The 22,961-nt window shown below is 28.7% G+C and carries 32 protein-coding genes; 1 reads left to right on the forward strand and 31 read right to left on the reverse strand.

The genetic code is table 11. The annotated features are described in order from the left end of the window. Positions 1–179: 179 nt before the first annotated feature. The 30 genes from ACZ098_RS16280 to ACZ098_RS16425 form a co-directional block, all read right to left on the reverse strand. The gene (locus ACZ098_RS16280; RefSeq protein WP_487312822.1) at positions 180–860 is read right to left on the reverse strand and encodes a VOC family protein; all 681 of its coding nucleotides are present in this window, start codon (positions 858–860) and stop codon (positions 180–182) included. A 170-nt stretch (positions 861–1,030) separates the two neighbouring features. After that, positions 1,031–1,744, reverse strand: coding sequence for a hypothetical protein (locus ACZ098_RS16285; protein ID WP_487312823.1), 714 nt, complete (start codon positions 1,742–1,744; stop codon positions 1,031–1,033). 176 nt (positions 1,745–1,920) lie between these two features. Continuing rightward, positions 1,921–2,484, reverse strand: a complete 564-nt coding sequence (locus ACZ098_RS16290; RefSeq protein ID WP_487312824.1) for a hypothetical protein — start codon at positions 2,482–2,484, stop codon at positions 1,921–1,923. Between the two features lie 184 nt (positions 2,485–2,668). Continuing rightward, positions 2,669–2,965, reverse strand: a complete 297-nt coding sequence (locus ACZ098_RS16295; RefSeq protein WP_487312825.1) for a hypothetical protein — start codon at positions 2,963–2,965, stop codon at positions 2,669–2,671. 414 nt (positions 2,966–3,379) lie between these two features. Then, on the reverse strand, positions 3,380–3,874 hold the full coding sequence (locus ACZ098_RS16300) for a DUF6169 family protein (protein WP_487312826.1): 495 nt from the start codon (positions 3,872–3,874) through the stop codon (positions 3,380–3,382). 425 nt (positions 3,875–4,299) lie between these two features. Then, complete coding sequence (locus tag ACZ098_RS16305) at positions 4,300–4,782, reverse strand: hypothetical protein (protein ID WP_487312827.1); 483 nt, start codon at positions 4,780–4,782, stop codon at positions 4,300–4,302. A gap of 186 nt (positions 4,783–4,968) precedes the next feature. Continuing rightward, positions 4,969–5,382 (reverse strand): hypothetical protein, encoded by a 414-nt coding sequence (locus ACZ098_RS16310; protein WP_487312828.1) that lies wholly within the window; start codon positions 5,380–5,382, stop codon positions 4,969–4,971. A gap of 173 nt (positions 5,383–5,555) precedes the next feature. Continuing rightward, entirely contained in the window at positions 5,556–6,302 is a 747-nt protein-coding gene (locus ACZ098_RS16315; RefSeq protein ID WP_487312829.1) for a hypothetical protein, read from the reverse strand. Positions 6,303–6,489: 187 nt separating this feature from the next. Continuing rightward, on the reverse strand, positions 6,490–6,864 hold the full coding sequence (locus tag ACZ098_RS16320) for a carboxypeptidase-like regulatory domain-containing protein (protein WP_487312830.1): 375 nt from the start codon (positions 6,862–6,864) through the stop codon (positions 6,490–6,492). Positions 6,865–7,143: 279 nt separating this feature from the next. Further along, entirely contained in the window at positions 7,144–7,602 is a 459-nt protein-coding gene (locus ACZ098_RS16325; RefSeq protein WP_487312831.1) for a hypothetical protein, read from the reverse strand. Positions 7,603–7,761: 159 nt separating this feature from the next. After that, the gene (locus tag ACZ098_RS16330) at positions 7,762–8,253 is read right to left on the reverse strand and encodes a DMP19 family protein (RefSeq protein WP_487312832.1); all 492 of its coding nucleotides are present in this window, start codon (positions 8,251–8,253) and stop codon (positions 7,762–7,764) included. 261 nt (positions 8,254–8,514) lie between these two features. Next, positions 8,515–9,384: a hypothetical protein gene (locus tag ACZ098_RS16335; protein WP_487312833.1), complete on the reverse strand. Its 870-nt coding sequence runs from the start codon at positions 9,382–9,384 to the stop codon at positions 8,515–8,517. Positions 9,385–9,548: 164 nt separating this feature from the next. Next, positions 9,549–10,193, reverse strand: a complete 645-nt coding sequence (locus tag ACZ098_RS16340) for a hypothetical protein (protein WP_487312834.1) — start codon at positions 10,191–10,193, stop codon at positions 9,549–9,551. 159 nt (positions 10,194–10,352) lie between these two features. Beyond that, positions 10,353–10,592: a hypothetical protein gene (locus tag ACZ098_RS16345; RefSeq protein WP_487312835.1), complete on the reverse strand. Its 240-nt coding sequence runs from the start codon at positions 10,590–10,592 to the stop codon at positions 10,353–10,355. A 462-nt stretch (positions 10,593–11,054) separates the two neighbouring features. Beyond that, positions 11,055–11,402 carry a hypothetical protein gene (locus tag ACZ098_RS16350; protein ID WP_487312836.1) on the reverse strand — a complete coding sequence of 116 codons (348 nt, stop codon included), beginning with the start codon at positions 11,400–11,402 and terminating at the stop codon, positions 11,055–11,057. A 189-nt stretch (positions 11,403–11,591) separates the two neighbouring features. Then, positions 11,592–12,056 carry a hypothetical protein gene (locus tag ACZ098_RS16355; RefSeq protein WP_487312837.1) on the reverse strand — a complete coding sequence of 155 codons (465 nt, stop codon included), beginning with the start codon at positions 12,054–12,056 and terminating at the stop codon, positions 11,592–11,594. 164 nt (positions 12,057–12,220) lie between these two features. Next, a complete protein-coding gene (locus tag ACZ098_RS16360) occupies positions 12,221–12,622 on the reverse strand; it encodes a hypothetical protein (protein ID WP_487312838.1) in 402 nt (133 codons plus the stop codon). Positions 12,623–12,770: 148 nt separating this feature from the next. Continuing rightward, on the reverse strand, positions 12,771–13,214 hold the full coding sequence (locus ACZ098_RS16365) for a hypothetical protein (protein WP_487312839.1): 444 nt from the start codon (positions 13,212–13,214) through the stop codon (positions 12,771–12,773). A 159-nt stretch (positions 13,215–13,373) separates the two neighbouring features. Then, a complete protein-coding gene (locus ACZ098_RS16370; protein ID WP_487312840.1) occupies positions 13,374–13,925 on the reverse strand; it encodes a hypothetical protein in 552 nt (183 codons plus the stop codon). Positions 13,926–14,141: 216 nt separating this feature from the next. Next, positions 14,142–14,822, reverse strand: a complete 681-nt coding sequence (locus tag ACZ098_RS16375) for a hypothetical protein (protein ID WP_487312841.1) — start codon at positions 14,820–14,822, stop codon at positions 14,142–14,144. Positions 14,823–14,993: 171 nt separating this feature from the next. Beyond that, the gene (locus ACZ098_RS16380; protein ID WP_487312842.1) at positions 14,994–15,782 is read right to left on the reverse strand and encodes a hypothetical protein; all 789 of its coding nucleotides are present in this window, start codon (positions 15,780–15,782) and stop codon (positions 14,994–14,996) included. Between the two features lie 172 nt (positions 15,783–15,954). After that, positions 15,955–16,707, reverse strand: coding sequence for a hypothetical protein (locus tag ACZ098_RS16385; protein WP_487312843.1), 753 nt, complete (start codon positions 16,705–16,707; stop codon positions 15,955–15,957). A 173-nt stretch (positions 16,708–16,880) separates the two neighbouring features. Further along, positions 16,881–17,552, reverse strand: a complete 672-nt coding sequence (locus ACZ098_RS16390) for a DUF4919 domain-containing protein (RefSeq protein WP_487312844.1) — start codon at positions 17,550–17,552, stop codon at positions 16,881–16,883. Between the two features lie 188 nt (positions 17,553–17,740). Then, positions 17,741–18,001 carry a hypothetical protein gene (locus ACZ098_RS16395; protein WP_487312845.1) on the reverse strand — a complete coding sequence of 87 codons (261 nt, stop codon included), beginning with the start codon at positions 17,999–18,001 and terminating at the stop codon, positions 17,741–17,743. A gap of 43 nt (positions 18,002–18,044) precedes the next feature. After that, positions 18,045–18,347 (reverse strand): hypothetical protein, encoded by a 303-nt coding sequence (locus ACZ098_RS16400; RefSeq protein ID WP_487312846.1) that lies wholly within the window; start codon positions 18,345–18,347, stop codon positions 18,045–18,047. A gap of 183 nt (positions 18,348–18,530) precedes the next feature. Next, positions 18,531–19,775 (reverse strand): WG repeat-containing protein, encoded by a 1,245-nt coding sequence (locus ACZ098_RS16405; RefSeq protein WP_487312847.1) that lies wholly within the window; start codon positions 19,773–19,775, stop codon positions 18,531–18,533. Positions 19,776–19,927: 152 nt separating this feature from the next. Beyond that, entirely contained in the window at positions 19,928–20,380 is a 453-nt protein-coding gene (locus tag ACZ098_RS16410; RefSeq protein ID WP_487312848.1) for an ankyrin repeat domain-containing protein, read from the reverse strand. Positions 20,381–20,644: 264 nt separating this feature from the next. Further along, entirely contained in the window at positions 20,645–21,028 is a 384-nt protein-coding gene (locus ACZ098_RS16415) for a hypothetical protein (RefSeq protein WP_487312849.1), read from the reverse strand. 182 nt (positions 21,029–21,210) lie between these two features. Then, positions 21,211–21,708: a phosphoribosylaminoimidazolesuccinocarboxamide synthase gene (locus ACZ098_RS16420; RefSeq protein ID WP_487312850.1), complete on the reverse strand. Its 498-nt coding sequence runs from the start codon at positions 21,706–21,708 to the stop codon at positions 21,211–21,213. Positions 21,709–21,853: 145 nt separating this feature from the next. After that, positions 21,854–22,318, reverse strand: a complete 465-nt coding sequence (locus ACZ098_RS16425; protein ID WP_487312851.1) for a hypothetical protein — start codon at positions 22,316–22,318, stop codon at positions 21,854–21,856. A gap of 16 nt (positions 22,319–22,334) precedes the next feature. On the opposite strand from ACZ098_RS16425, the gene ACZ098_RS16430 reads away from it, so the two are divergent. Continuing rightward, positions 22,335–22,526, forward strand: a complete 192-nt coding sequence (locus tag ACZ098_RS16430; RefSeq protein ID WP_487312852.1) for a hypothetical protein — start codon at positions 22,335–22,337, stop codon at positions 22,524–22,526. Here ACZ098_RS16430 and ACZ098_RS16435 read toward each other — a convergent pair. Further along, the gene (locus tag ACZ098_RS16435; protein WP_487312853.1) at positions 22,516–22,833 is read right to left on the reverse strand and encodes a hypothetical protein; all 318 of its coding nucleotides are present in this window, start codon (positions 22,831–22,833) and stop codon (positions 22,516–22,518) included. The two genes, ACZ098_RS16430 and ACZ098_RS16435, sit on opposite strands and share 11 nt — an antisense overlap. Positions 22,834–22,961 lie beyond the last annotated feature (128 nt).

Consider the following 22,961-nt stretch of genomic DNA (forward strand, 5'->3'; position numbering starts at 1 on the left):
TTATGCGGTTTTCAGAGTAGTACAGCTAACGTTCCGTAGCCTCGAGCAGTGGCGATGAACCAAGACCAAGGCTTTTCAAATATAACCAAAACTTTTAATTAAAAACCTTTCCAATTTCTGATAATTTCCCTGCCAATCTATTTATTGAAATCGCTGCTAATTGCTATAATTATCGGGATTTATATTTTTTTTGTTGCATTACCTTTTATGAATTCAATTAAATTTAATTTCAAAAATTCTTTTAAATGTTCTGAACCAAGATGTTTTTTAAATTCAGTTTCATTTTCGAAACATTCCCAAATTATAAATTCATTTTCGTTTTCTATTGATTGTTGAATTTCAAATGTTATATTTCCAATTTCGTTTTTTGTTTGTTTTTGTAATTCAATTAAAGCGTTCCTTGTTTTCGCAATATTTTTCTCGTCAATAACTTTTAATATTCCTGTTGAGTAAAACTTTTCTTTTTTTTCTTCAATAGGTTCAATTAAGTCCCATAGATTTCCAAAACAATCCTCAAAAACTAAAACTTTTCCGTAACTTTCAATTTTAGGTTCCCTTGTAATTTTTACATTTCTATTTTGCAAATTTTCATAATCTTTTTCAAAATCATTTGTGTTTAAGAATAAAAATACTCTTCCGCCAGCTTGGTTTCCAATTCGTGTTTTTTGTATTTCATTTGATGCTTTTGCTAATAACAAACTAAATTCAGAATTTTTATTTGGAGCAATTTTCACCCAACGTTTAGCTTCGTCAATTTTGGTATCTTCTAGCAAAACAAAATTTAATTTTTTAGTGTAAAATTCAATTGCTTTGTCATAGTCATCAACGACAATTGTAATATGTGAAATTTTTTGATTCATTTTCTGTGTTTCTTCTCGGTTATGGTATTATGGAGATTAACGTATCGCGACTTCAAGAAGTGGCGATGAACTAAGACCAAGCCTTAACAAATATAACCAAAACTTTTAATTAAAAACCGTTCCGATTTCAAATGAATCCCTTTCCTCGTCATTATTAGAAACTGCTGTTATTATCGGGTCATTTTTTCAAGTTCAATTTTCGGTTCTCCTAAAACATACATTTCATATTCGTCTCTTTTGGTGGAATATTTAGTTAAAATTAGATTTTCTTTTTTCTTTTCATATTTCCATTTTCCATTTTCAGTTTCGATTATTCTATCATCATAATAAGTATTTGTTCCTAATCTTGGTAGTACTCTATAATTATTAAAATATTCAAAATTTTCAACGGTTCCATTTTCTTTAAATTCAATAATTTTCCCATTAAATTTATATTTTCCAACAATCATTATCTTATTTAGTATTTTGGATAATTGACTAGTATTAATTCCTTTTTCGTCTATAAGGCTTTCAAAGTTTACATTTCTTTGAAATTCAATTCTTTCTGTTTTATTGTCTATTCTAGTTTCAAGATAAACGATAGTACTATCATTATTTTTTCTAAATATTTTAAAGTTATTTTCTAACAAAATTGTATCTTTTGTTTTATTTAATTTGTATTTATAATCTTTTCCCCAAGTTGGAACAGTTCCGAATATTTTTATTTTATTCTTTTTGATTTGAATTAAAAAAGTTTCTATGTATTCTGAGTTGGTAGTGCTTGATTGAAAATATTTTGTCATTCCATAGACTCCATTAAGACTACCATCAGAATCTTTTTTTTGTGTGCAATTACACAAAATTTGAGAGATAACAATTAGAAAAAATAGTTTTGATTTAGTCATTTATGAACGATTTTTTTAAGTTAACTTACCACTAACGTTCTAGCGTTACAAGAAGTTTGAGACTAAATTAAGCCCATTATTCGGATTTGCCAAATCATCTCAAATATAAGACTAACTTACCATTAAGCCTAATAATGCCCAAATTGCTTGTAGCGTGTGTTCGTGGTAGTTTTTATTTATTCTACTAATTTTGTATCAAGAATTAGTAGTTTATTCCAATATCCATTTTTTAATTTAATAGTAGCGTAGTTTGATTTTTTTATTTTTTCAAAATTATATTTATGTACATTAATAACAGTGTAATTCGCTCCAATTTTCACAGTTATTTCATTTGCTCTTCTGTTTTTGCCTTCTTTTTTTTCAAGTAGTAATGTAGTAATTTCATATTCTTTACTTGTTGATAAATGTTTATTTGTGAAAATGAAAAGCGCTAAGAAAATAGAGCCATAAGTAAAAAATTTTTGAAAATAAATAACTATAAATGAATAATCATTTTTTTCGTATACTTTATCTATTTTATATAATAATATTGTGAATAGTAATCCAATAACTGTATACAATTTAAGTATGAAGTCTAAACCAATAATAACAAAAAGGTTACATTGTCTTATTGAATAAAAGAAGCATAAACATCCAAAAAAACCAACAATACCTTTCCAAATTAAGATTGTGTTTTCTTTTTCCTTTTCACTTGCTGAAAAATGATAGTGTGGTTTGTTTTTTGTAAAAATGTTTTTCATTAAAGTGCTCTAATTGGTTTTTTTAGGGTTTTGTGGTAACTTTACCACTAACGTTCCACCTCTTCTTGTCAGTTGAAAAGGTCAGAACTTTTCAATTTCTGATAAAGATAAAGATTCTTGCGAAATGTGAATGTGAACTTACAGCAAAATTCGCAATTGCAAGAAACGGCTGTTATCACTCGTTTTATTCGTTTAGTATTGTATTTATAATCTTTTCAACGCCTTCTTTTCCACTTTCACTTAAGCCGCCATATTTCATATTCGGCGAAAAAGGAATTGATTCTGTCATTCCACAACCTTCCAAACACAACCATATCTTACCGATTTCTTTGCCTTTTTCATTGTAAAACCGCATAATATATTCTGACTCGATAACTTCCCAAGTCGTCTCAGACCAATCAAAATTATCAGAATCATTAAAAAAAGAAATTACTTTTGCTTTATTTTTTTCTGATAATGTTTTCGAAGTCAATCGACTCACTAAAAATCTATTTTGGAATAGTTTAACTTCTGCAACTTCTTCTCTTGGAAATTTATATTTTTCATTTCCAAAATTCTTTTCAAAGGCTTTTTCTTGTTCTTCAGTTGTTTCGTAAGTAAAAAACTCGGTAAGCTCTTCTTTTGGCAGAATAGAAGACTAATGTTTTCCTCTGTCGAATTCATCATAAATAATAACAAATCCAAGAATTATGATAATAACAACGGCAAGTACTATTTTCCTAAAAGTTCTCAAATTGCAGTTGGGTTAAAATGAGTGATAACGTTCCACCTCTTTTCGTCAGTTGCGAAGTGCGGAATTTTTTATTTTCTGATAAAGATAAAAATTCTTGCGGAATGTGAATGTGAACTTACGGCAAAATTCGTAATTGAGTGAAATGGCTGTTAGGGGTGGTTTTTATTTTGAATTTAAAACTTCTTCAATGCTATTATATGCGGTGAGAACGTACTCAATATTTGGGTTGTCGTTATGATACAATAAAGAAGTATAGAGTAAGAAAGTTTCTCCATTGGCTTCGCAATTAATAACGTTATCAATTTTCGTTACAAATTCATTAAAAGTGCTATTTAAATACCATCTATCAAATACATTAAATCTAATTTGTGCCTTTTCTTCATCTTCTGAACAAATATAGATTAAAGAATTTTGAGCATTTTCGAAGAAAGATTTTATTATATCGTCAATTGTTCGCGCAACCGCACTGTCAAAAGGTTCAATAGTATCACTAACCTTTTCAATAATTACTTGATATACATTTTCAATCGTATCTTGAGATACAGAATCAAGAGTTTCATCGATTATAAATACAACTTTATATTCAATGTTATTTTTAGTAGTAAAATTATAAGTACTTGTAACTTCGTTAAAAGTGTAGTTATAAAGGTTTGGCAAACTTAATACCTTTTTGAGTTACTGTTTCAATAGAAGTGTCTCCTTTCAAAAAAGAACGAACAATAGCTTTATCTGCAACCATTTTGGTTATAGATTTCATTATTGATTCTTTTGTGATGATTTTTTTCATATTGCAAATATATAACTTTCTCTATAGTAATCAATAGGATAGTCAATTATTTTAACATTAGTAGATTCTCTATTAAGATCATTGTTTTCATGTTTATAATTATCTTCATAAAAATGAATAGTTCTAATTAAATCAGATTTTCTCTAAAATCAGTGCTAACGTTCTTGCGCTTAAAGAAGTTTGCTTCTAAATTAAGCCCATTATTCGGATTTGCCAAATCATCTCAAATATAAGACTAACTTACCATTAAGCCAATTGCTCAAATTGCTTGTAACAGTGTTTTACTGGTGGTTTTTTATATCTTCAGCAAGTTGTTTTTTTGTACTAGTACCGATTCATAAAATATTCGGGCATTGGTGAAAATATATAGTATTCTAGTTCCTTTTCGGATTACAAAATCATATATTTTTTCATTAATTCCGTTACTTTCATTAATTATCTCACTTATCTTTTTTTCATAGAGTTTTGATTGATTTTCATTAGTAAAACAAATTTCATAAACATTGAAACTTACATACATAGTATCTTTAAGTTCTGTTTTACTTTTTGCATGAAAACCTTTGAGATTTTTAAATTCAAGTTGGATGGATTTATTTGATGATTCTAATCTGATTTCACTTTTGGAATTACTAAATACTATATCATAATTCTGTTTTTTGAGCGAGTCTATATAGCGTTCTAATTCTTTAGAAATCTTCTCGCACCGAATGTTTTGCGATACTAAATAATTTATATTTAATATTGAAATAAAAATTGAAAAAAATAGTATTCGTAGCATATGTTTTGTTTTTAACGAATTTATTTAAAATTACCGTTAACGAGTCGCGGCTTCATGAAGTGGCAATGAACCAAGAACAAGCCTTCACAAATATATCAAAACTTTAAAATTAATAACCTTTCCGATTTCTGATAAACTCATGCCTAGCCATTGCTAGAAACAGCTGTTAGCAACAGTATTTTATTTTCAAGAAATCTTATAACTTGCGCTATATAAAAGATTCTTCTCTTTAATTTCTTTGAACTCATTAAACGCTTTTTTATACCATTTTGGTTCATTTGCATGTTCACCATAGTCTTCAGCAACTTTCACATCATAAAATTCTCCATTCAACCACGGTTCGATCCCCATAATTCCAATACCATGCTTTTCAACTCTTTTAATTACAATTTCAAAGTCTGATTCTGAAAAGTAATAAATTGAATCGGAATCAAAACCGTCGTTCATATTTTTGAGTCCAAAAAAAATAGTCTCTTTTAAATAGTCTAATTCTTTTGATTGATTTTTTTTATCATTTTCTGATTCAACTTTTTTCGCATATTTACTTCCATAAGTCGCTGCGAATAGGATCACTATTGTAAATAAAAAGTAGTGTGTCATTTTCAGTTTTTTTTGAATATAGGTGCTAACGTTCGGCAGCTTCATGAAGTGGCGAGGAACCAAGTCCAAGTCTTTCCAAATAGCACTAAAACTTAAAATTAAAAGCCTTTTCCACTAATGATAAATCCCGAGATTAGCCATTTCTTGAAACCGATAGTGTAGCTAGTTTTTCTTTATCGCATCCAGCCTTCAATAATATAATTTTTTTCAAATAATTTTATTGCTTTTTTGTTATTGTCTGATTTAAACCAAACTTCAAATCTCGCTCCATAGGGTTTTCCCCAATCTCCTTCATAAATTGTAAAGTCATCTTTTGTGCTGAATTTTTGAATTAAACTATTCGTATTGCTAATTCTTATCATAGATCTTTCTTCTAGCTCAGGATGTGATAGCTCAATTTTTTGAGTTATTTCATATGCCTTTAAAAAAATTATTCCACTTTCTTTAGAATCAATCCATAGGTCGTAGGCATACAAACCAGGTTGAAAAGAATTATATAATTCAAAATCAATTTTATCTTTACTAGTTTCTTTTTTGGTATTGGGTTTTATCAATTCAAAATTATCACCCATTTTGGTCTCAATAGGCTTATGTAATTTTACGTTTTTTGGTAATTTTAAGTTGTCTGCAAAAGTATCTGTGTCAGGACCAAATAGTGTTATAGTCGAAGCCATAACAGCTACAATAATAAATATAGTAAAACAGAACAATCCTAAATTTAAAATTCCAACTAACCATTTTTTATTATAAAGTTGAATTATTCCAGCAAAGAACAATAAAATAATCCCAATAATTATAAACAAATAAGAAGGTATAATTGCTATACTAGTAGTAATGAAGTATAAAATAATCAATATAAAAAAAATAGTAGTAGGAAACCACCATTTATTAATACTATATTTTTTAATTAGTTCGTTCATTTTAAAGTTTGATACAACCTTCTTTGGCTTCAAAAAGTGGCTATGAACACTGGGCACATCAGTACAAATATAACTAAAACTTTAAATTAATAACCTTTACGATTTCAAATAAATCCAATGACTCGCCATTTCTTGAAACCGCCTTAAGTTTGTTTTTAAGTACAGTTTTTTGTTAGTGGCTGTTTTTCTAAAAGTCCAAATCATGCTCAACACAATGCCATTTTTCGCAGTACGGCGTGCAACCTCCTAATTTCACTTTTTTATTTTCTGCTTTTGTCAATGTTTTCTTTGTAGGTAAACCATAAGCAATTGGAATTATATTGTTTCTATGGCCTTTTGGGCAAACTTTTTTAGTGCTAACACAAGGTTTGGGATACGAAAAATCAAGAACTTTTATTTGTGTTTCTAACGTAATATTTTCAACAATTTCTTCCCGCATTCCTAAACTATTCATCTTTATCGAGTAGATTCCAGATGGAATATTTTTAAAGCAATATTTTCCATCAAAATCAGTCTGAGCTTCTTTAATTAACTTTCCGTCTTGGATTAGCTCAACAATCAATCCCGGAAATCCAATTTTACCATTTTCATTATAATTCCAGTCAATTCTCCATTTTGGGAAAATCCAAGAGAAAGTGTTAAGAAAGTTATAAGTGTACCTATTGTTTTCATTTCTTTTGAAAAGCGGTCGTTTAAAAATGGCTACTAACGTTCTTGCGCTAGCCGAGGTTGCGAATTTCGGAATCGATTATTTTCTACCAAAGATAAAATTTCTTGCGAAATGTAAACATGAACTTACCACAAAATTCGCAATTGCGAGAAACGGATGCTAGCGGCTGTGCTAATCCTGATATATTGCTTTGACTCCAGACTTATATTCTTTATTTCTTTTCTTTTCCAATTCAATTACGTCACTTATATAAATTTTGTTTTGAAATTTTTGCTTTGCTTTCTCTTTCCAATTGATAAAATCAAGATTGTGTTTAAATTCAACAATATTTATGGTTTTTTCATTACCAATTTTTTCAAACGAAGCATTCATACGAATAAAACTTATAGTTCCATCATCATTAAAAATAACAAATCCATTCATTCCAGAATTGAAGCCACTAAATGAAGTTTTTATATACGTAGCTGCTAATGTATCATTCAAGCTTTCTTTCTTTCCATAAAAGAAATAGTCTTTAGGATAATCATTAATTCTAGTTAATGTTACATTGCCAAAATTGTAATATATAACGTTTTCTTGGGAACAAGAAATCATTAAAAAAGGTAAAAATAGAAATAGTATTTTCTTCATTGTTAAGTTCTAAGCATTGCCGCTAATGTTTTGCAGCTTGTCGAAGTGGCGGATTTAGAAGTGCTTACTTTTAATTTAGCACTAATGTTTATTAGAAATCCGAATGTTCAATTTAGCACTGAACCCGCTATTTTGCCAAACGCTGTTGTGCGTTCGGTTTTATTTAGTATTATTTTTGGTATAGTTAATAAAATATTTATATAATAATTCTTGATTATCATAATATTTGTTATCTAATTTTTCTAGCAATTCATTCATTTCAGCATCTTGCTTTTCATTAAGACTTTCCCAAATTCCGTCTATCACTTCGCGTCTTTCTTCCATATCTTTTGGTATTAATCCCTTTGGGAATATAGATTTTAATTTTTCAAGAATTTCAATATATTCTACTGCTTTGATTTCTTTAAGTGCTATTAGCGTTTCTTCGAAAGAATCTCCTGTATAATTGTCAACAAATTGTATTACACCACCATTTAGAACTTGTCCGTGCATATTACTTATGTAAATTAAGTTTTTTAGTGGGTTTTCAAAGTTTTCAATGTTGTCATGGTCAATTTCTCTTGCATAAACATCCTCGATAATTTTATCAAACAATTCTAATTGATTTTTATTCTCAAAATCTTTTAAAGTTAGTTTAAGTTTATTATCCATTTTTTGCGAAAAAATTAAGTTTGTAATTGATAATGTTATCAGTAGTAAGATTGATTTTCTGATTTTTTTTTTCATGTGTTTATGTTCATTTTTCGTTCCGCCAAACTGACGCACAACGTGTTGCGGCTTCAAATAGTGGCGATGAACCAAGACCTAGCCTACACAAATATAACAAAACTTTAAAATTAATAACCTTTCCGATTTCAAATAAATCCCATCCCTAGCCATTTCTTGAAACCGCCTTAGTGACTGTGTTTCTTTCTATTGCTTAAATTTAAATGGAATAATTACTTCTTTGCCGAGAGAAGTAATAAAAATCGCTTCTCCGTTATTCTCTTCGGTAGCATTTTTTTTACAAGCAAAATATATATTGCCATTTTTTTCTGGAGTAAAAACTTCTTTGCCTAAACTGTTGATGATTCTAATTTCTTTTAGTTTTGAAGATGTTTTTTTATTTACTTTTAAAACACCTATGTAGGCATTTTTTCTATCACTAAATAATTTAATCTCTTTTGTGCTTTTCTCCACTACAATTTCAACATCATCTTTAATTTTTTGTTCTTCTTTTTGGATTTCTTGTTCTGAATACGTTTTAAATCCTTCAAGAAATGTTTTGATAATCTCATAGTTTTCTGATAATGATACATCACCTGAGGATAGTAAAGTTACCTCAGTCTTGTCATTTACAGTTATGTGATTGCAAGTAATTGATGTTGTTTTTTCCTTACTGTTCTTTTCTAAAATAGTAAATCCAACACATAAAAAATCGCTGATGTGACTTATCTTTTTATCAATTTCAATAATTGTTATACTGTCTTTTTTGAAAAAGGCTTTTACATCTTCGATTCTTGAAGTCATTACACTATCCATAAACACTACAGAGCGAATTTTTTTTGGTGGATGATCTGCTTTTACGGTAATTGTTATGTTACTTTTATTCTTTACCTTAAAATCATAATTTTCATTATTATAATATGTATTTGAATATCTGTTAGAAATCTCAAAAAGATCTTCATTGTAAGAAAAGGATATATTTGGTTCAATAAATTTATAGGATAATTGAGCATAACTAAAATTTGTAATTATCAAAAAAAAGATCGTACTAAAATTTATTTTTGAAATATTTTTCATTTTTTTTTTTAACATAACCACTAACGCGTTACGGTTTCATAAAGTGGCGATGAACCAAGAACAACCCTTCACAAATATAAACAAAACTTTAATTTAATAACCTTTACGATTTCAAATAAATCCCATGACTCGCCATTTCTTGAAACGGCTGTTATATGAAGTTTTTATTCTGTTGCATTATATTCCTCATTCTTATAAACACCAATCGCAATTAGATTTCCATTTTCATCCCACTTTTTATATTCGTGAAAAACATCTTCTTGATTGTCATATGTTATATTCCCTAATGGAGAATGAAATATTGATATCCTTTCTTTTACATGTTGAAATTGCTCATCAAAAAACTTTTCAATTTTGATCAGAATTCCATTTTTATAAAACCATTTTTCATTATTATATGCAACAACTCCATTTATTCTTTTTGGTGTGGAATTATTAGATTCTTTGTTGTAATAAACTTTAACTTTTTGAAATTTAATTTCACTTATATCTAATTGATTAACGTTTTTTAGTAAAGTATTTTTATTGATAGTGTCATAATTTGATTTAAATTCTGTGTGTGTTGACTTATTTTTTAATTTGCCTTTAATGTCATAATATTCTGAATATACAATCCAACCATTTTTTACTTTTCCTATAGACAAACTTTGTTCATCTTTAGATTTAATGATTCCTGTATATGGTTTCCAAGTATTTTTGTAATAGTAAGTATATGTTTCTCTCACATAATTAACATCATCTTCCAAATATTTTTTCTGTGAGTATAGTATTGTATTAAAAAGAAGAAATGCAAAAAGATATATTTTCATTCGTTGTCATTTTATAAAATTTCATATAACGTTTCGCGACTTCAAGAAGTGGAGATAAACAAAGACCAAGTCTGTACAAATATAAACAAAACTTTAAATTAAAAACCTTTCCAATTTCTGATAAATCCCAAGCCTCGCCATTTCTTGAAACCACCTTTGTTAGTGGCTGGCTTTTTTATTTAGTTCAAAAGAAATTTTTTCTAATTCATATTCAATTTCTGATTTTCCACCTGAATAAATTTTTATTATTTCTTTACCTTTATCAAAGACTGTTAATTGTAATATTTTGGGTTTATTATCAATCCATTTTAGTTTTTTTGTTAAGTCTTTAGCATGAATATTTATTTTGTTTCTTACGTTTTTTTCAACTATTTCAATTTCGTATGTTTCTGTTTTCAATTCAATTTTTTCAATTTTAATTTTTACCCATTTCCTTACATCATAAAATCTGATGAGTAAAAAAAGTAGTACAATTATAATGCAAGATTCAGTAATTAAACTTCTCTTTTCCAAATTGAAAAGCACTAAAATTATTAAAATGATTGAGTAAATAAGTAGATATTTTTTAAAAACGCTCCAAAATCTAATTGAATATTTTTCAATTTCGTATTCATATAATTTAAAACTTTCTTTAGATTCCATTTCTATTTTGTGTTTTTTTTATAGCTTGCCACTAACGTGTCGCCGCTTCACGAAGTTGCTTATTTTCAATACTTTTGTTTGCAAATGTAGACAAATTTTAATTTCAAAAATTACCAATTCTGATAAATCCCAAACCCCGCAATTTCGTGAAACGGATGTTAGAAGTACTACAAATTGCTTCTTTTCGGTTAGTAAATTTAGTAATCCAATCATAGTTCTTCAAGTAACATAGATTCCAATTCTTAATTTATATATTAAAATTGAAATTATGACAATTAATGCCTGTAAAATTAATATAACTTTAGTAATAGTTAATTTGGATTTTGACCATAAAAGAAGAATTGATAAAAGTGACGAAAAAAAGAATATAAACACAGAAATCTCTCTAAATCTAATTTTTTCCTCCATAAAATAGTATGGATCTTTTTTATGTTCAATAGGAATTTTTTCGTCCGAATATAATACATCATTTATAAAATCAACAAATCCATAATGCAAATAATAAGCAAAACTTACGAAAACCAAAAAGCTTATTAAGCTCAGCAACAAAAAAATATCTTTTTTCATTTTTTATTAAAAGAATGTGATTATAAATAAGTTTTGAATTCTACCATTTTCCGGACGTATTGCCGCTAACGTTCCTCCACTCGGCGAGGTTGCGAACTTTTGAACTGATTATTTCCTATCAAAGATAAAAATTCTTGCAAAACGCGAACTTGAAATTACCACAAAATTCGCAATTGCGAGAAACGGCTGTTATAAGCCGTTTCTTCTCATTCCATTCTTTTTCACGCCACGAAATTTTTTCTTCAACTCTTCTTTGGTAAAATAATCGGTTTTTCCAGTTTCCAAATATTCTTTCCAATGCTCAAAATTTTCTTTTGTCAAATCAAAACCAATTTCTGGATTATCCCAATCATATATTACCTCACTAACAATTTTACTATCCTGACTTTCACCATTCCAAGTAAAATAATCAGAAAACATAAAAGCAAATGCAATTGTATTTACATCAATCGGTTGTAATTTTCCATTTAACAAGTCGTCACAAATTTTAATTAGATGACTTTTTGTAATTTCAAATTCTCCATCCTCAATTTGTTCAATATGAACTGAAGTAGTATCATATCCAGTTTTCTGTTGACTATTTTCCAAATCCGTTACAAATTCTTCAACGGTCAGAGAATTTTCCAGGTATTCTTTAAGCTTTAGTTCTCTCATAAATCGGTTTTTGGAAATGGCTTATAACGTTTCGGCTTCAAGAAGTGGCGATGAACCAAGAACAAGCCTTCACAAATATAACTAAACTTTTAATTAAAAACCTTTCCGATTTCTGATAAATCCCGTGCCTAGCCATTGCTAGAAACAGCTGTTATAATCAGGTCTTATTTTTTCGTGAAAATGAGTTTTCTTTTTCCCAACTCAGAAATAATTTCAAGAATTAATTTTTTTGAGCCCGAAAATAGGTACGGAAATTGATTTTTTTCTTTTGATTTTTTACCATTTACAAAAGCATTGGATAAAGTAATTGAATTACTATCAATTTTAAATTTCCCAATTATTTTTCCTTTATCATTTCCATTTATTGTAAAACTGCCATCAGAAAAAAAAACAATATTTTTAATTCTAATATCTTCATTTACTATGCTATCATTTTCAGATTTTGCGTGTAAAAAATTCCAATGACCAATAATAATATTTTTGTATTCAATGCTTTTGGATTCCTGACTCTTTACATTATAGCTTGATAACAGAAAAAAAACAGCAATAATTATTTTTGATTTCATATTTTGTCATTTTATAGACTTGGTTATAACTTCCCTCAGCTATCGTTTGTGGCGACTATCAGCACGGATCAAACAAATATAACCAAAATTTAATTACATCAGCGTACTTTCCTGATAGCTCTGACCTCGCCATTGACGCTAGCTGATGTTATCGGCTGGTTTTATTTTTCAAATGATACTTATTCTTTGAAAAATATAATGAATGTATTGATTCAGGTGAAATTGCTTCTTCCATAAGATAGTTGAGAGGAATTTGATTTGTCAAGCAAGCACCGTTTGACACCCAAACATCTACCGAATCATTTTTATGAGTATTATATATCTCTTTAATTTTCGGATAATCTCTTTCCATCAATCCAATAAATGCAAACAATCTAACATTGGGACTTTCATGATCTGTAAGATAAACCAAATCTTCGGTTGAGGCAACGCTCATTAGGTTTTTATACCTGTAATTGTCAAAAATAAAATCAACAAGAATACTATTTTGCTCACTAATTTTTAAAGTTGCTTTTTCCACTTTTGGATTAAGATCGTGCTTACACGAAATAATAATTAATAGCGTAAAGAATATGGTTGCTTTTTTTATCATTATAATTTTTTAAACTTGCCGATAACGTCCCGCCTCTTCTCGTCAGTTGCGAACTTCGGAACTATATATTTTCTGTTAAAGATAAAAATTCTTGCGAAACGTAAACGTGAATTTACTACAAAATTCGCAATCTTGCCAAACGCCTGTTAGTGGTAGTTTTTATTTTTCATTATTAAGACTCTCTCCAATGTTAATTCCATTTATTTCTTTGTCCCAATCTTGAAAATGAATTCTTATTTTTCTTTTTTCGTAAATAAAATCAGTGTTGAAAAGTGTTCCATCATAATTTTCCCAGTTTTCAACAATTTTATCTGCTTTTCCAAATTTTTTTTCAATGTCTTTTTTTTGGATGTTTTTATAAAAATTAAGAAAATCACCATGTATTGCAAATTCGACAATTATTTTGTTTTCTATTCTATATTTTATATCATTTTTCAAATGAATCCATCCACTATCATTTAAAACTGAGCTTATTCTATCATTTAATTTGTATTCAATTTCTTCATTATTAATAAAATAAAATGTTTTTCCATCATGCCAACTTCTTGAAGTTGCATTATCAGGAAATTTTTCTAAGGTAGTATCAACTACATTATCCACCTCAATTTTATTAGAACTATCTCCTAAATATATTTGATAAAATGATAATCGATCACTCGTTACAGAATTATCGAAAAGTATAGAAGGATTTAAAGTTATTTCTGTTTCCAAAGAATTGAATTTTTTTTTAAATATATTTATCATCCGTTGCATTAAGTTATTGAATTTACGCAATTTGAGTTAGAATTACTGCTGACGGTTTCGCGCTAGGCGCAGTAACCGGAAATAGGGCTGAGTATTTTCGGCAAGATAAAATACTTTTGGTTTGAACGAAGTTCCAGCTAAAGTTCAACCGGTTATTGCGCCTAGCGTGGGTTGGCGGTAGTTTTATAGTTCAATGACATTTTTAACATCGCACTGCTTATTATTCCAATTGAATGTTTCTGAATCGATCAAATTCATTGATGATAAAACACCATCTACTCCTGCAATTCTTGAATATACTCCTGCGACGCCTTCGGGCGATAGAAGACCAATAAACCAAGGCCTTATAAATTCAAATCCTTTTTCATACTTTATGTTGTTTTTAAATTTCTCGATCGACCTATCAATAAGTGATTTGTAAGTAGTATAAAACTCTAACTCGAAACTACAACACAACACATTGTCCACGGGATTTCCGGGAAATTTGCTGCTGGTATATTCAACGGTAAATACAAACTCTGGGAATCTATTCTCCTCCATAATCTGTTTCCGATCGCCAGACCAGATTTGAGTGTTGAAAACTCTCCAGTTGTTATGATTTTTATATTTATCTATACATTTTATCAGATTTGTTTTTTGATATGTCATTCTCCCCAATGGTAGCCATCCCTTTTTTTCTGATGACATCTGCATGGAGTAGATAGGCGAAGTTTCTTCGCTTTTTTCAATTATTGGCGCAAAACAAATATCGAACACCGTCCATACTTTTTCTGAAAAAAAATTTGTGCCTGCGGTTTTGGTGATAAATGCGAAAACTTTGTATCTTTTCTCGAATGCTTCCCTATTGAATTCTCTCCAGTCCATATTTTTAGTTCATAGTTTCATTAAACTAGCGCCAATGTTCCGCCGCTTCTCGTCAGTTGCGAACTTCGAAACGAATTATTTTCTGTTAAAGATAAAAATTCTTGCGAAATGTAAACGTGAACTTCTCACAAAATTCGCAATTGCGAGAAACGGCTGTTAGTGGCTGGCATATTATATCTTTTCAAAGTAGTCTCCATTAAATTGATATTTTATTTTCTGTTTTGTCAACTTTCCTTCTTCTGAAATTAATGGTATAATTATAATTTTATTCTTCACATCATATTTTAACCAAGCATATTCTCTGTCAACTGAGTTCGGTTCTTGATTAACACTTGATGAGAAGTCAATCTCATAACTTAATTCATTTTTAATGCCAGATTTTGTTTTTATAAGTTTGGCGTTATCATTTAATTTTCCGTTTTCAATACTGAATATTTTTATTTTATGACTTGAAACTGCAGAGCTACCAATTGAAATGCATTTCACAATATAAAAAGTTTTCTTTTTTGCGATTACTTGGTCAAGAATTTCATAAGAATAGCTACTTTCTCCGTACTCATCAACATCGGATAATAACTTTTGAGAAAAGACTTTTTCACTGCTTTTAAATTGAAATATATTCCTAAAACTTCTCATTGTTCCTCCAGTTTCTGTATCCCAAGAATAAATCCTAAAAAGACTGTTTTTGGATGTTGATATCTCCAAACCACTTTTCGTTAAATCTTTAAAGTCAAGAGTTAATGTTTCTGGAAATGAAGACGTACAGTGTAGCAATAGTTTTTCAAAATTTTCATTACTTCTATTAATTGAATCGTAAGCAAATTCATTTTTGCCTCTTTGGTCTGTGTAAAATTCAATTTTTTCAAAAGTTTCTTTTAATTTTATAGTACAAGTTGTAATGTCTTGTCCATAACTTGGAAAAGTTAAGATAGAAATTAAAAGCCATAGTTGAAATTTCATAAAGTCTTATTTAAAGTGATGTATACTTGCCACTAACGTTCTCGCGCTACAGAGGGTTTGGGACTAAATTCAGCCCTATTTTCGGATTTGCCAAATCATCCCAAATATAAAACTAATTTCCCATCAAGCCAATTGCCCAAATCCGTTGTAGTAGGTGTTAGAACCAGTTACTTTATAGATAGAACTGACTTAAAAAACTTAACTCATTCTTTTCTTTAGGATAAAAATATATTCCAAATAGTAGTTTACTATTATCTGGGACTTTATCTTTTATTCCTTTGTTAAAACTAGACCATTCACTTTTTTTTATAATTTCAATTAGTTTATGATCTATTTGATTTCCAAAACCACTAATTTCAAACACAGTTTTAATTGTCAAATCAGCACTGAAAATAATTTCATATATTCCGTATTCTTTATTAAGTTCAATTCCTTTAAATTGTAGTAAATCTCTATAAATATTACTTTTTTCTCGATAATTTATTTTGTCGGTGAAAACTATGCTTTTTGACTTAAACATTTTTAATATTTCTAATTCTAGTGTTTGTTTCTTCCGATTAGATTCGTTTATATACAGTAAACCTGAACACTTTCCGATTATATATTTTCCGTCTTTATCTTTTCGGGCATAAATAAACAATTCAGTGTTTTCAGGAATAAATATAGAACAGGAGTTCCCCATACTTCCATCACTCCTCCCTGCGACATAAATTGATTTTAAACTTTCTCCTTTAAAAAGTTCACTAATTAAAATGTCTGCTTTATACAGTTCTTCTGAGTTTTCATTTTTATAATTTTTAATAATTTTAACCTGAGCAACAAATTCAGATTCGATATATTTTTCGGTTATTTTAGGAGGATCACATTCGCAAGCAAACACTGCTACAGAAAATAGAAGTAATAGTACGTGGATAATTTTTTTCATAAGTTTTGATTTTCTTTCGTAATAGGTGTCAACGTGTTGCAGCTTCAAGAAGTGGTGATGAACCAAGACCAAGCCTTTACAAATATAAACAAAACTTTAAATTGAAGACATTTCCAATTTCTGATAAATCCCATGCCTAGCAATTTCTTGTAACTGCTGTTGTAGGCAGTTTTTTATTTTTCAAACATTTTCTTTTTAGCATGTTCAATAATAAAATTATATGTTATTGATTCACTTTCGCTTTTTGCTTCCAAAATATCAATAAAATTATTGTCTTTGTCAAAACCTGAGCCCATTGCTCCCAATTTCCTCCTCAAAAAATATTTAATATAATATTGTCCATCTTTTGGTGCAAGAGCAAATATTGGATATTTTTTTGAATCACCATTACAACTGTAAGCCATTGCTTTAAATATTTTAATTTTTCTATTATCGTATTTGATGGCTTCACTTTTATTATTTGTCATTTTTAGAGCATAACTAATTTCTTGTAAAGCCTTAATATGAAATGGATTTAAATTTAAAATATTTGTTGCTTTTTCAATAACTTCGGTATACTTTTTTTCTTCATTTAAATTATAAAGTTCTGTTCCCGTAAATATATCTAAATATGGTTTATATTCTTTCTTTTCTGTATATCCAATCATAAGTGACAATGTTTCATAATCACTTTGAAGACTATCATTTTCTACAAATTTTTTTAATTGTTTTTCATAGAATATGTTGCTTTGATTATTTTTTGTTTCCAAAAGTATTCTTGTGAAATCTTTTTTATATTCAAAATTATTTTGCGAATAAATTACACTTGTCAATAATATGAGAAATAAATTAATTGATTTTTTCATTTTTATATATGTTTCTTTTTCAGAGTTCTACAGTAAAATTGCCTACAACGTGTCGTGGTTTCAAGAGGTGGTGATGAACCAAGACAAGCCTTCACAAATATAACCAAAACTTTAAATTAAAGACCTTTCCAATTTCTTATAAATCCCATGGCTAGCAATTTCTTGTAACTGCTGTTAGCGGTAGTGCTTTATTTTTTCAATTGACTTTTTAACTTTCGAATTTCAGTTATTAATTTTGGAATGTCTTGCTTTGCGTTTGCTATAAAATCATAGTCTGCGAATGTCGCACCCGAAAGGTCAATGTCATTTTCATCATTACTACCAACACCTGTCATAATAAAGTGTGAACCACTTTCATGATCACGTCCTTCAATGTAAGCTTTCCACGGTCCTTTTTGAGCCTGATTAACTCGCGATTCAATTTCTAATAGCTCTTTTTCGGTTAACATTTTTGAAGTTTGTTAGTAGTGAATTTTTAGTGTTTTGAATATTTTAATGCTTTCGAAATAAGTCGAAAAGGTCATAAAAACTAATTAAGGATTTATGTTCATCAAAATCATTTCTTTCAAGAATCATATTTTTAAACCCTGAAGTTGATTCTGAATAATTAAGTTTTAAAGCAACAAAATCTTGAAATTTTCCCCAATCTGGATATAAGTTTTCATTTACGTTATTTATAAAACAATATAATTGATAACCATTAATGTTATTACATAAAGTAGAAAAATTTGAGTCACCAATATATAAATATGGTTTTTCTCTTATCAACTCTATAAACGCATATAAATTATTCATATTTTCGTTTTTTAAGACAAACTTGGCGCATTACAGCTATCGTTCCGCTTTCAGAAGTGGTGGATTAAGGAAGCCTAAAATTTCGGCTTTTCACTAACTTTGCAAGTACAAAACCAACTTTAAATTAAACCCAAAACCCGCCATTTTTGCAAACTGCTGTTAGCTGTAGGTTTTATTTTAAATTTAATCTGCATATTTTATAATTCCAGCATTTTCAAACCAGAGTTGTTTATACTTTACTGGAATTATTTCCTTTCCATTTTTGTTTATATATCCAACTTTTCCATCTATTTCCACATAAGCGAGTTCATTAACGAAAGGAAAAGCTTTGTTATAAATTGCTGGAATTTTGATTTGTCCTTTTTTATTGATGAATCCATATTTTCCGTTTTCTTCAAATATTGCTAAATCGTTAGTAAAGAAAGGAAATTTAGTTTCTTTCAAGTTGAAGTTGACTCTAACCTTATTCTTTGTATTTATACATCCATAATTTCCTCCTTTTTTTACAAAAGCTAAACCATTTAAAAATGCACTAGCATCATCATATTCAAACGGTATTTTAGTTTCATTTTCTCGGCTTATAAAACCCCATTTTCCATCTTTTAGTACAGGTATTAAATTTTCATTTATGTTAAATCCAACTTTATCATAAATTAGGGGAATAACTTCTTTTCCATACTTATTTATAAAACCATATTTTTTTTTATTTTGTACAATAAATAGTTCACTGTCATTAATGAAAAAAATATTTTCATATTTAGGTTCAATAATAACTTTTCCATCAATACTTACTAGACCATTTAGTTTATTTCGATCTATTGTTTCTCGGAAAATTATAATAGAATCCTTTTCAAAATAATGACTTTGTATATCAAATTCTAGGTCTTTATTAAAAATTATCTTACCATTTGAATCTAAAATATGACTTTTTTTATTTTCAGTTTGGCATTTATAATGATTAAAACCAAAATTACTTACCATCGTATATTTGAATTCCGTCAATGAATCACCTTTACGATTAATTAATCCATACCTACCATTTTTTTTGGCTATTCCAGTATTACCATAATAGAAGAAGACATCAGTATAATTTTCGAAGTAGGTTTCTTTACCGTCTTTACTAACATAACCATATAAAGAATCTTTAATTACATTAGCATAATCATCATAGAAATCTGAACCCATATTGAATTTAGGTTCAATTATTTTTTCTCCTTTGGTATTTAAATATCCTATTTTTGGATATTCTTTTGGCTGAATTTTGTAGTACAATATTCTTAATAGATTATCTGACAAAGAATTACTTTCTGTTTTTTGGGGAATTCTCCCAAGAAAATTGATTATATCAATATCTGCTTTTATTTTTTCTTGCGAAAAAGTCCAATTAATTGAGATTAAAAAAAATAAAATTATCAGTTTATTTTTCATATGATTTTTTATTTTAACTTACTGCCAACGTTAGGCCGCTAACTGTCAGTTGCTGATGAAAGCGAGCCGAGTTTTCTCTGTCAAGATAAAACTTTCTTCGTGAAAACCAAACGTTCTGCAACCCGAAAGTCAGCAATTGCAGTTAGCGGCGGTTATGTGACGTTTCTAATTATTTTTTTCAATTCCTGTGAACCAAATCGTTCAATAACACTTAATGAAGATTCAGAAATGAGATTCGGATTTGCACCGTGTTCAAGTAGCCAAACTATGATGTCGTTATTCTTAGTATTTGTGGCAGCAATTATACTTGTATTGAGTAAAGTTCCATTTCCAAAATTTATATCGATTCCCTTATTAATCGAAAATTCTATTCCTTCCAATTCAGAATTATGAGCAGCATAATAAATCCCGTCATTATTTTGATAAGAAATGTTTGCTCCAAGTTTTATCAGATATTCTGCAATTTCAATTTTTGAATAAGCGATTGCGTTTCCTAAAGCGTTATCAATTTCATTTTGCGAAAACCCAGAATCTAATAATTGTTTTAGCGCACAAAGATTTCCTTCACCTGCAAATCTTTCGATATTATATTCTCTATCTTCCATTTTAGTTATCCGTGTAGTAATGAAATGTCACATGATGTTCTCGTGCTACAAGCAGTTTGGGACTAAATTAAGCCCATTATTCGGATTTGCCAAATCTTCCAAATACAAAACCAATTTCAAATTAAGCCTAATACCCAAATTGCTTGTAGCGTGTGTTATGGGTTGCTTGTTTTGGTCGAAATTTCGATTAAACCACAAACCTTTCAAGTTTCTATTGGCAAATTTCAACTTTTCAATCTTCTGTTTTGTAAATTTTATAACTTATTAGCTAATTTTTTTTTCTATTAATTTTTCAATTCCAAAAAAAGACAAATATGAAATTCCGAATACAATTAGGTGCATAATCGTATCTCCAAATAAAGTTGCTTGTAAAATACCACCGATTAATAATCCGAGAAATGATGATAAAATTGAAATTACAAATCCAATGAAACCATATAATATTCGTAATCTTTTACTAATTACAATATAAAATAAAACACTTAAAACAATAACTGATTCAAGTCTTTTAAAATATCCTCCGTCTTTTCCTGCATGATAACCTATATCAGTTTTTATCTTGTAATTTAAAAAGAATACTATCATCATAGAAATTATGATGAATGTATAAAGTTTAATTTTTCGGCTAGTTAATTTAAAATCCATCATTTTTTTTAAGATTTCCGATAGGGGCATCATTTTGGCACAAGTAACCCATAGCGTCCCGTCGCTTCTCGTCAGTTGCGAACTTCGTAACTTTTTATTTTCTGTTAAAGATAAAAATTCTTGTGAAAGGTGTACGTGAACTAACAACAAAATCCGCAATTGCGAGAAACAGCTGTTAGCCGTCGTTATTTATATTCGGTTATCATATTTTCACTTTTCATAATTTCTAATGCTTTTTCGTTTTCGTTTTTTCCATCGCTTAATGAACCAGGTAACATAATCAATCTTTTTTTCAATTTTCCATTTTCATTTTCGAAGAAAATCTCGAAATATGCTCTTGTTGCTCCAGTTCTTGCAGAATGGAATTTTACATTTTTAATTTGTTTTCTGTCAATGATTGGAGTAGCAGAATTGTTTAAACTTTTAATTACTACGTAAACTAGATAAATTCCAGCCAATGCATAAAGAAAAGTTGATCCATTTTCACCTTTCTTAAAAGTACCAGAGGCAAAGTAAAACATTGATAAAGAAAGCAGACTATAGATTACTAAAATTCTAGATATGTTATTTCCACTAGTAATTTTAGAAATTTCGTCAATAGCTCCATTTCTGGTCAATACAATTTTTTCAGGTAAAATGTGACAATATCCTGATTTGGTTTTAAATGTTTTCTCGTTTTGCATGGTGTTGTTTATAATGACGGCTAGCGTTCCGCCGCTTCTCGTAAGTTGCGAACTTCGGAACTTTATATTTTCCGTTAAAGATAAAAATTCTTGCGAAACGCAAACGTGAACTTACAACAAAATTCGCAATTGCGAGAAACGGCTGTTATAAGCCGTTTCTTCTCATTCCATTCTTTTTCATGCCACGAAATTTTTTCTTCAACTCTTCTTTGGTAAAATAATCGGTTTTTCCAGTTTCCAAATATTCTTTCCAATGCTCAAAATTTTCTTTTGTCAAATCAAAACCAATTTCTGGATTATCCCAGTCATATATTACCTCACTAACAATTTTACCATCCTGACTTTCACCATTCCAAGTAAAATAATCAGAAAACATAAAAGCAAATGCAATTGTATTTACATCAATCGGTTGTAATTTTCCATTTAACAAGTCGTCACAAATTTTAATTAGATGACTTTTTTTAATTTCAAATTCTCCATCCTCAATTTGTTCAATATGAACTGAAGTAGTATCATATCCAGTTTTCTGTTGACTATTTTCCAAATCCGTTACAAATTCTTCAACGGTCAGAGAATTTTCCAGGTATTCTTTAAGCTTTAGTTCTCTCATAAATCGGTTTTTGGAAATGGCTTATAACGTTTCGGCTTCAAGAAGTGGCGATGAACCAAGACCAAGCCTTCACAAATATAAACAAAACTTTAAATTAAAAACCTTTCCAATTTCTGATAAATCCCAAGCCACGCCATTTCTTGAAACGGCTGTTAGCGGTAGTAATAATTTTCAATTTCTTTTTCCGATAACTTTCATTAACTATTAATTATTTTTTCATGCTTCCACTTTACAACTTTTTTTGTTCTAAGAATTCTATCTTCAAGTTCAGAATTGTAAGAGCATCTAGATTTTTCAAATCCAATCCAATCTGGGAAATATCTTTGTGCCATTTCAAAAATACTTTTATCAAAACTTTTGGAGCGCATAACTCCAACATAATTTTCAGGATTAACATTTAAATTCATTCTATGATTTATAACATATTTAAAAGCATCTTGTAAATGATGATTTCTAAGTTCCCATAATCCTTCATCTTCCCAAATAAATGCTCCTGACATTACTTCGTATTGCATTTTTGGATTAGTTATTTTTGATTTTGTAGGTAAAGTTTCTTTATTTCTTATGAAACAAATCCAAATCCATGTTTTTAAAATAAAATCTTTCATTATTGAGAATTATTTTCCGTCATTTTTTCAATTAT

Source organism: Flavobacterium sp. SP2 (genome assembly GCF_057626655.1).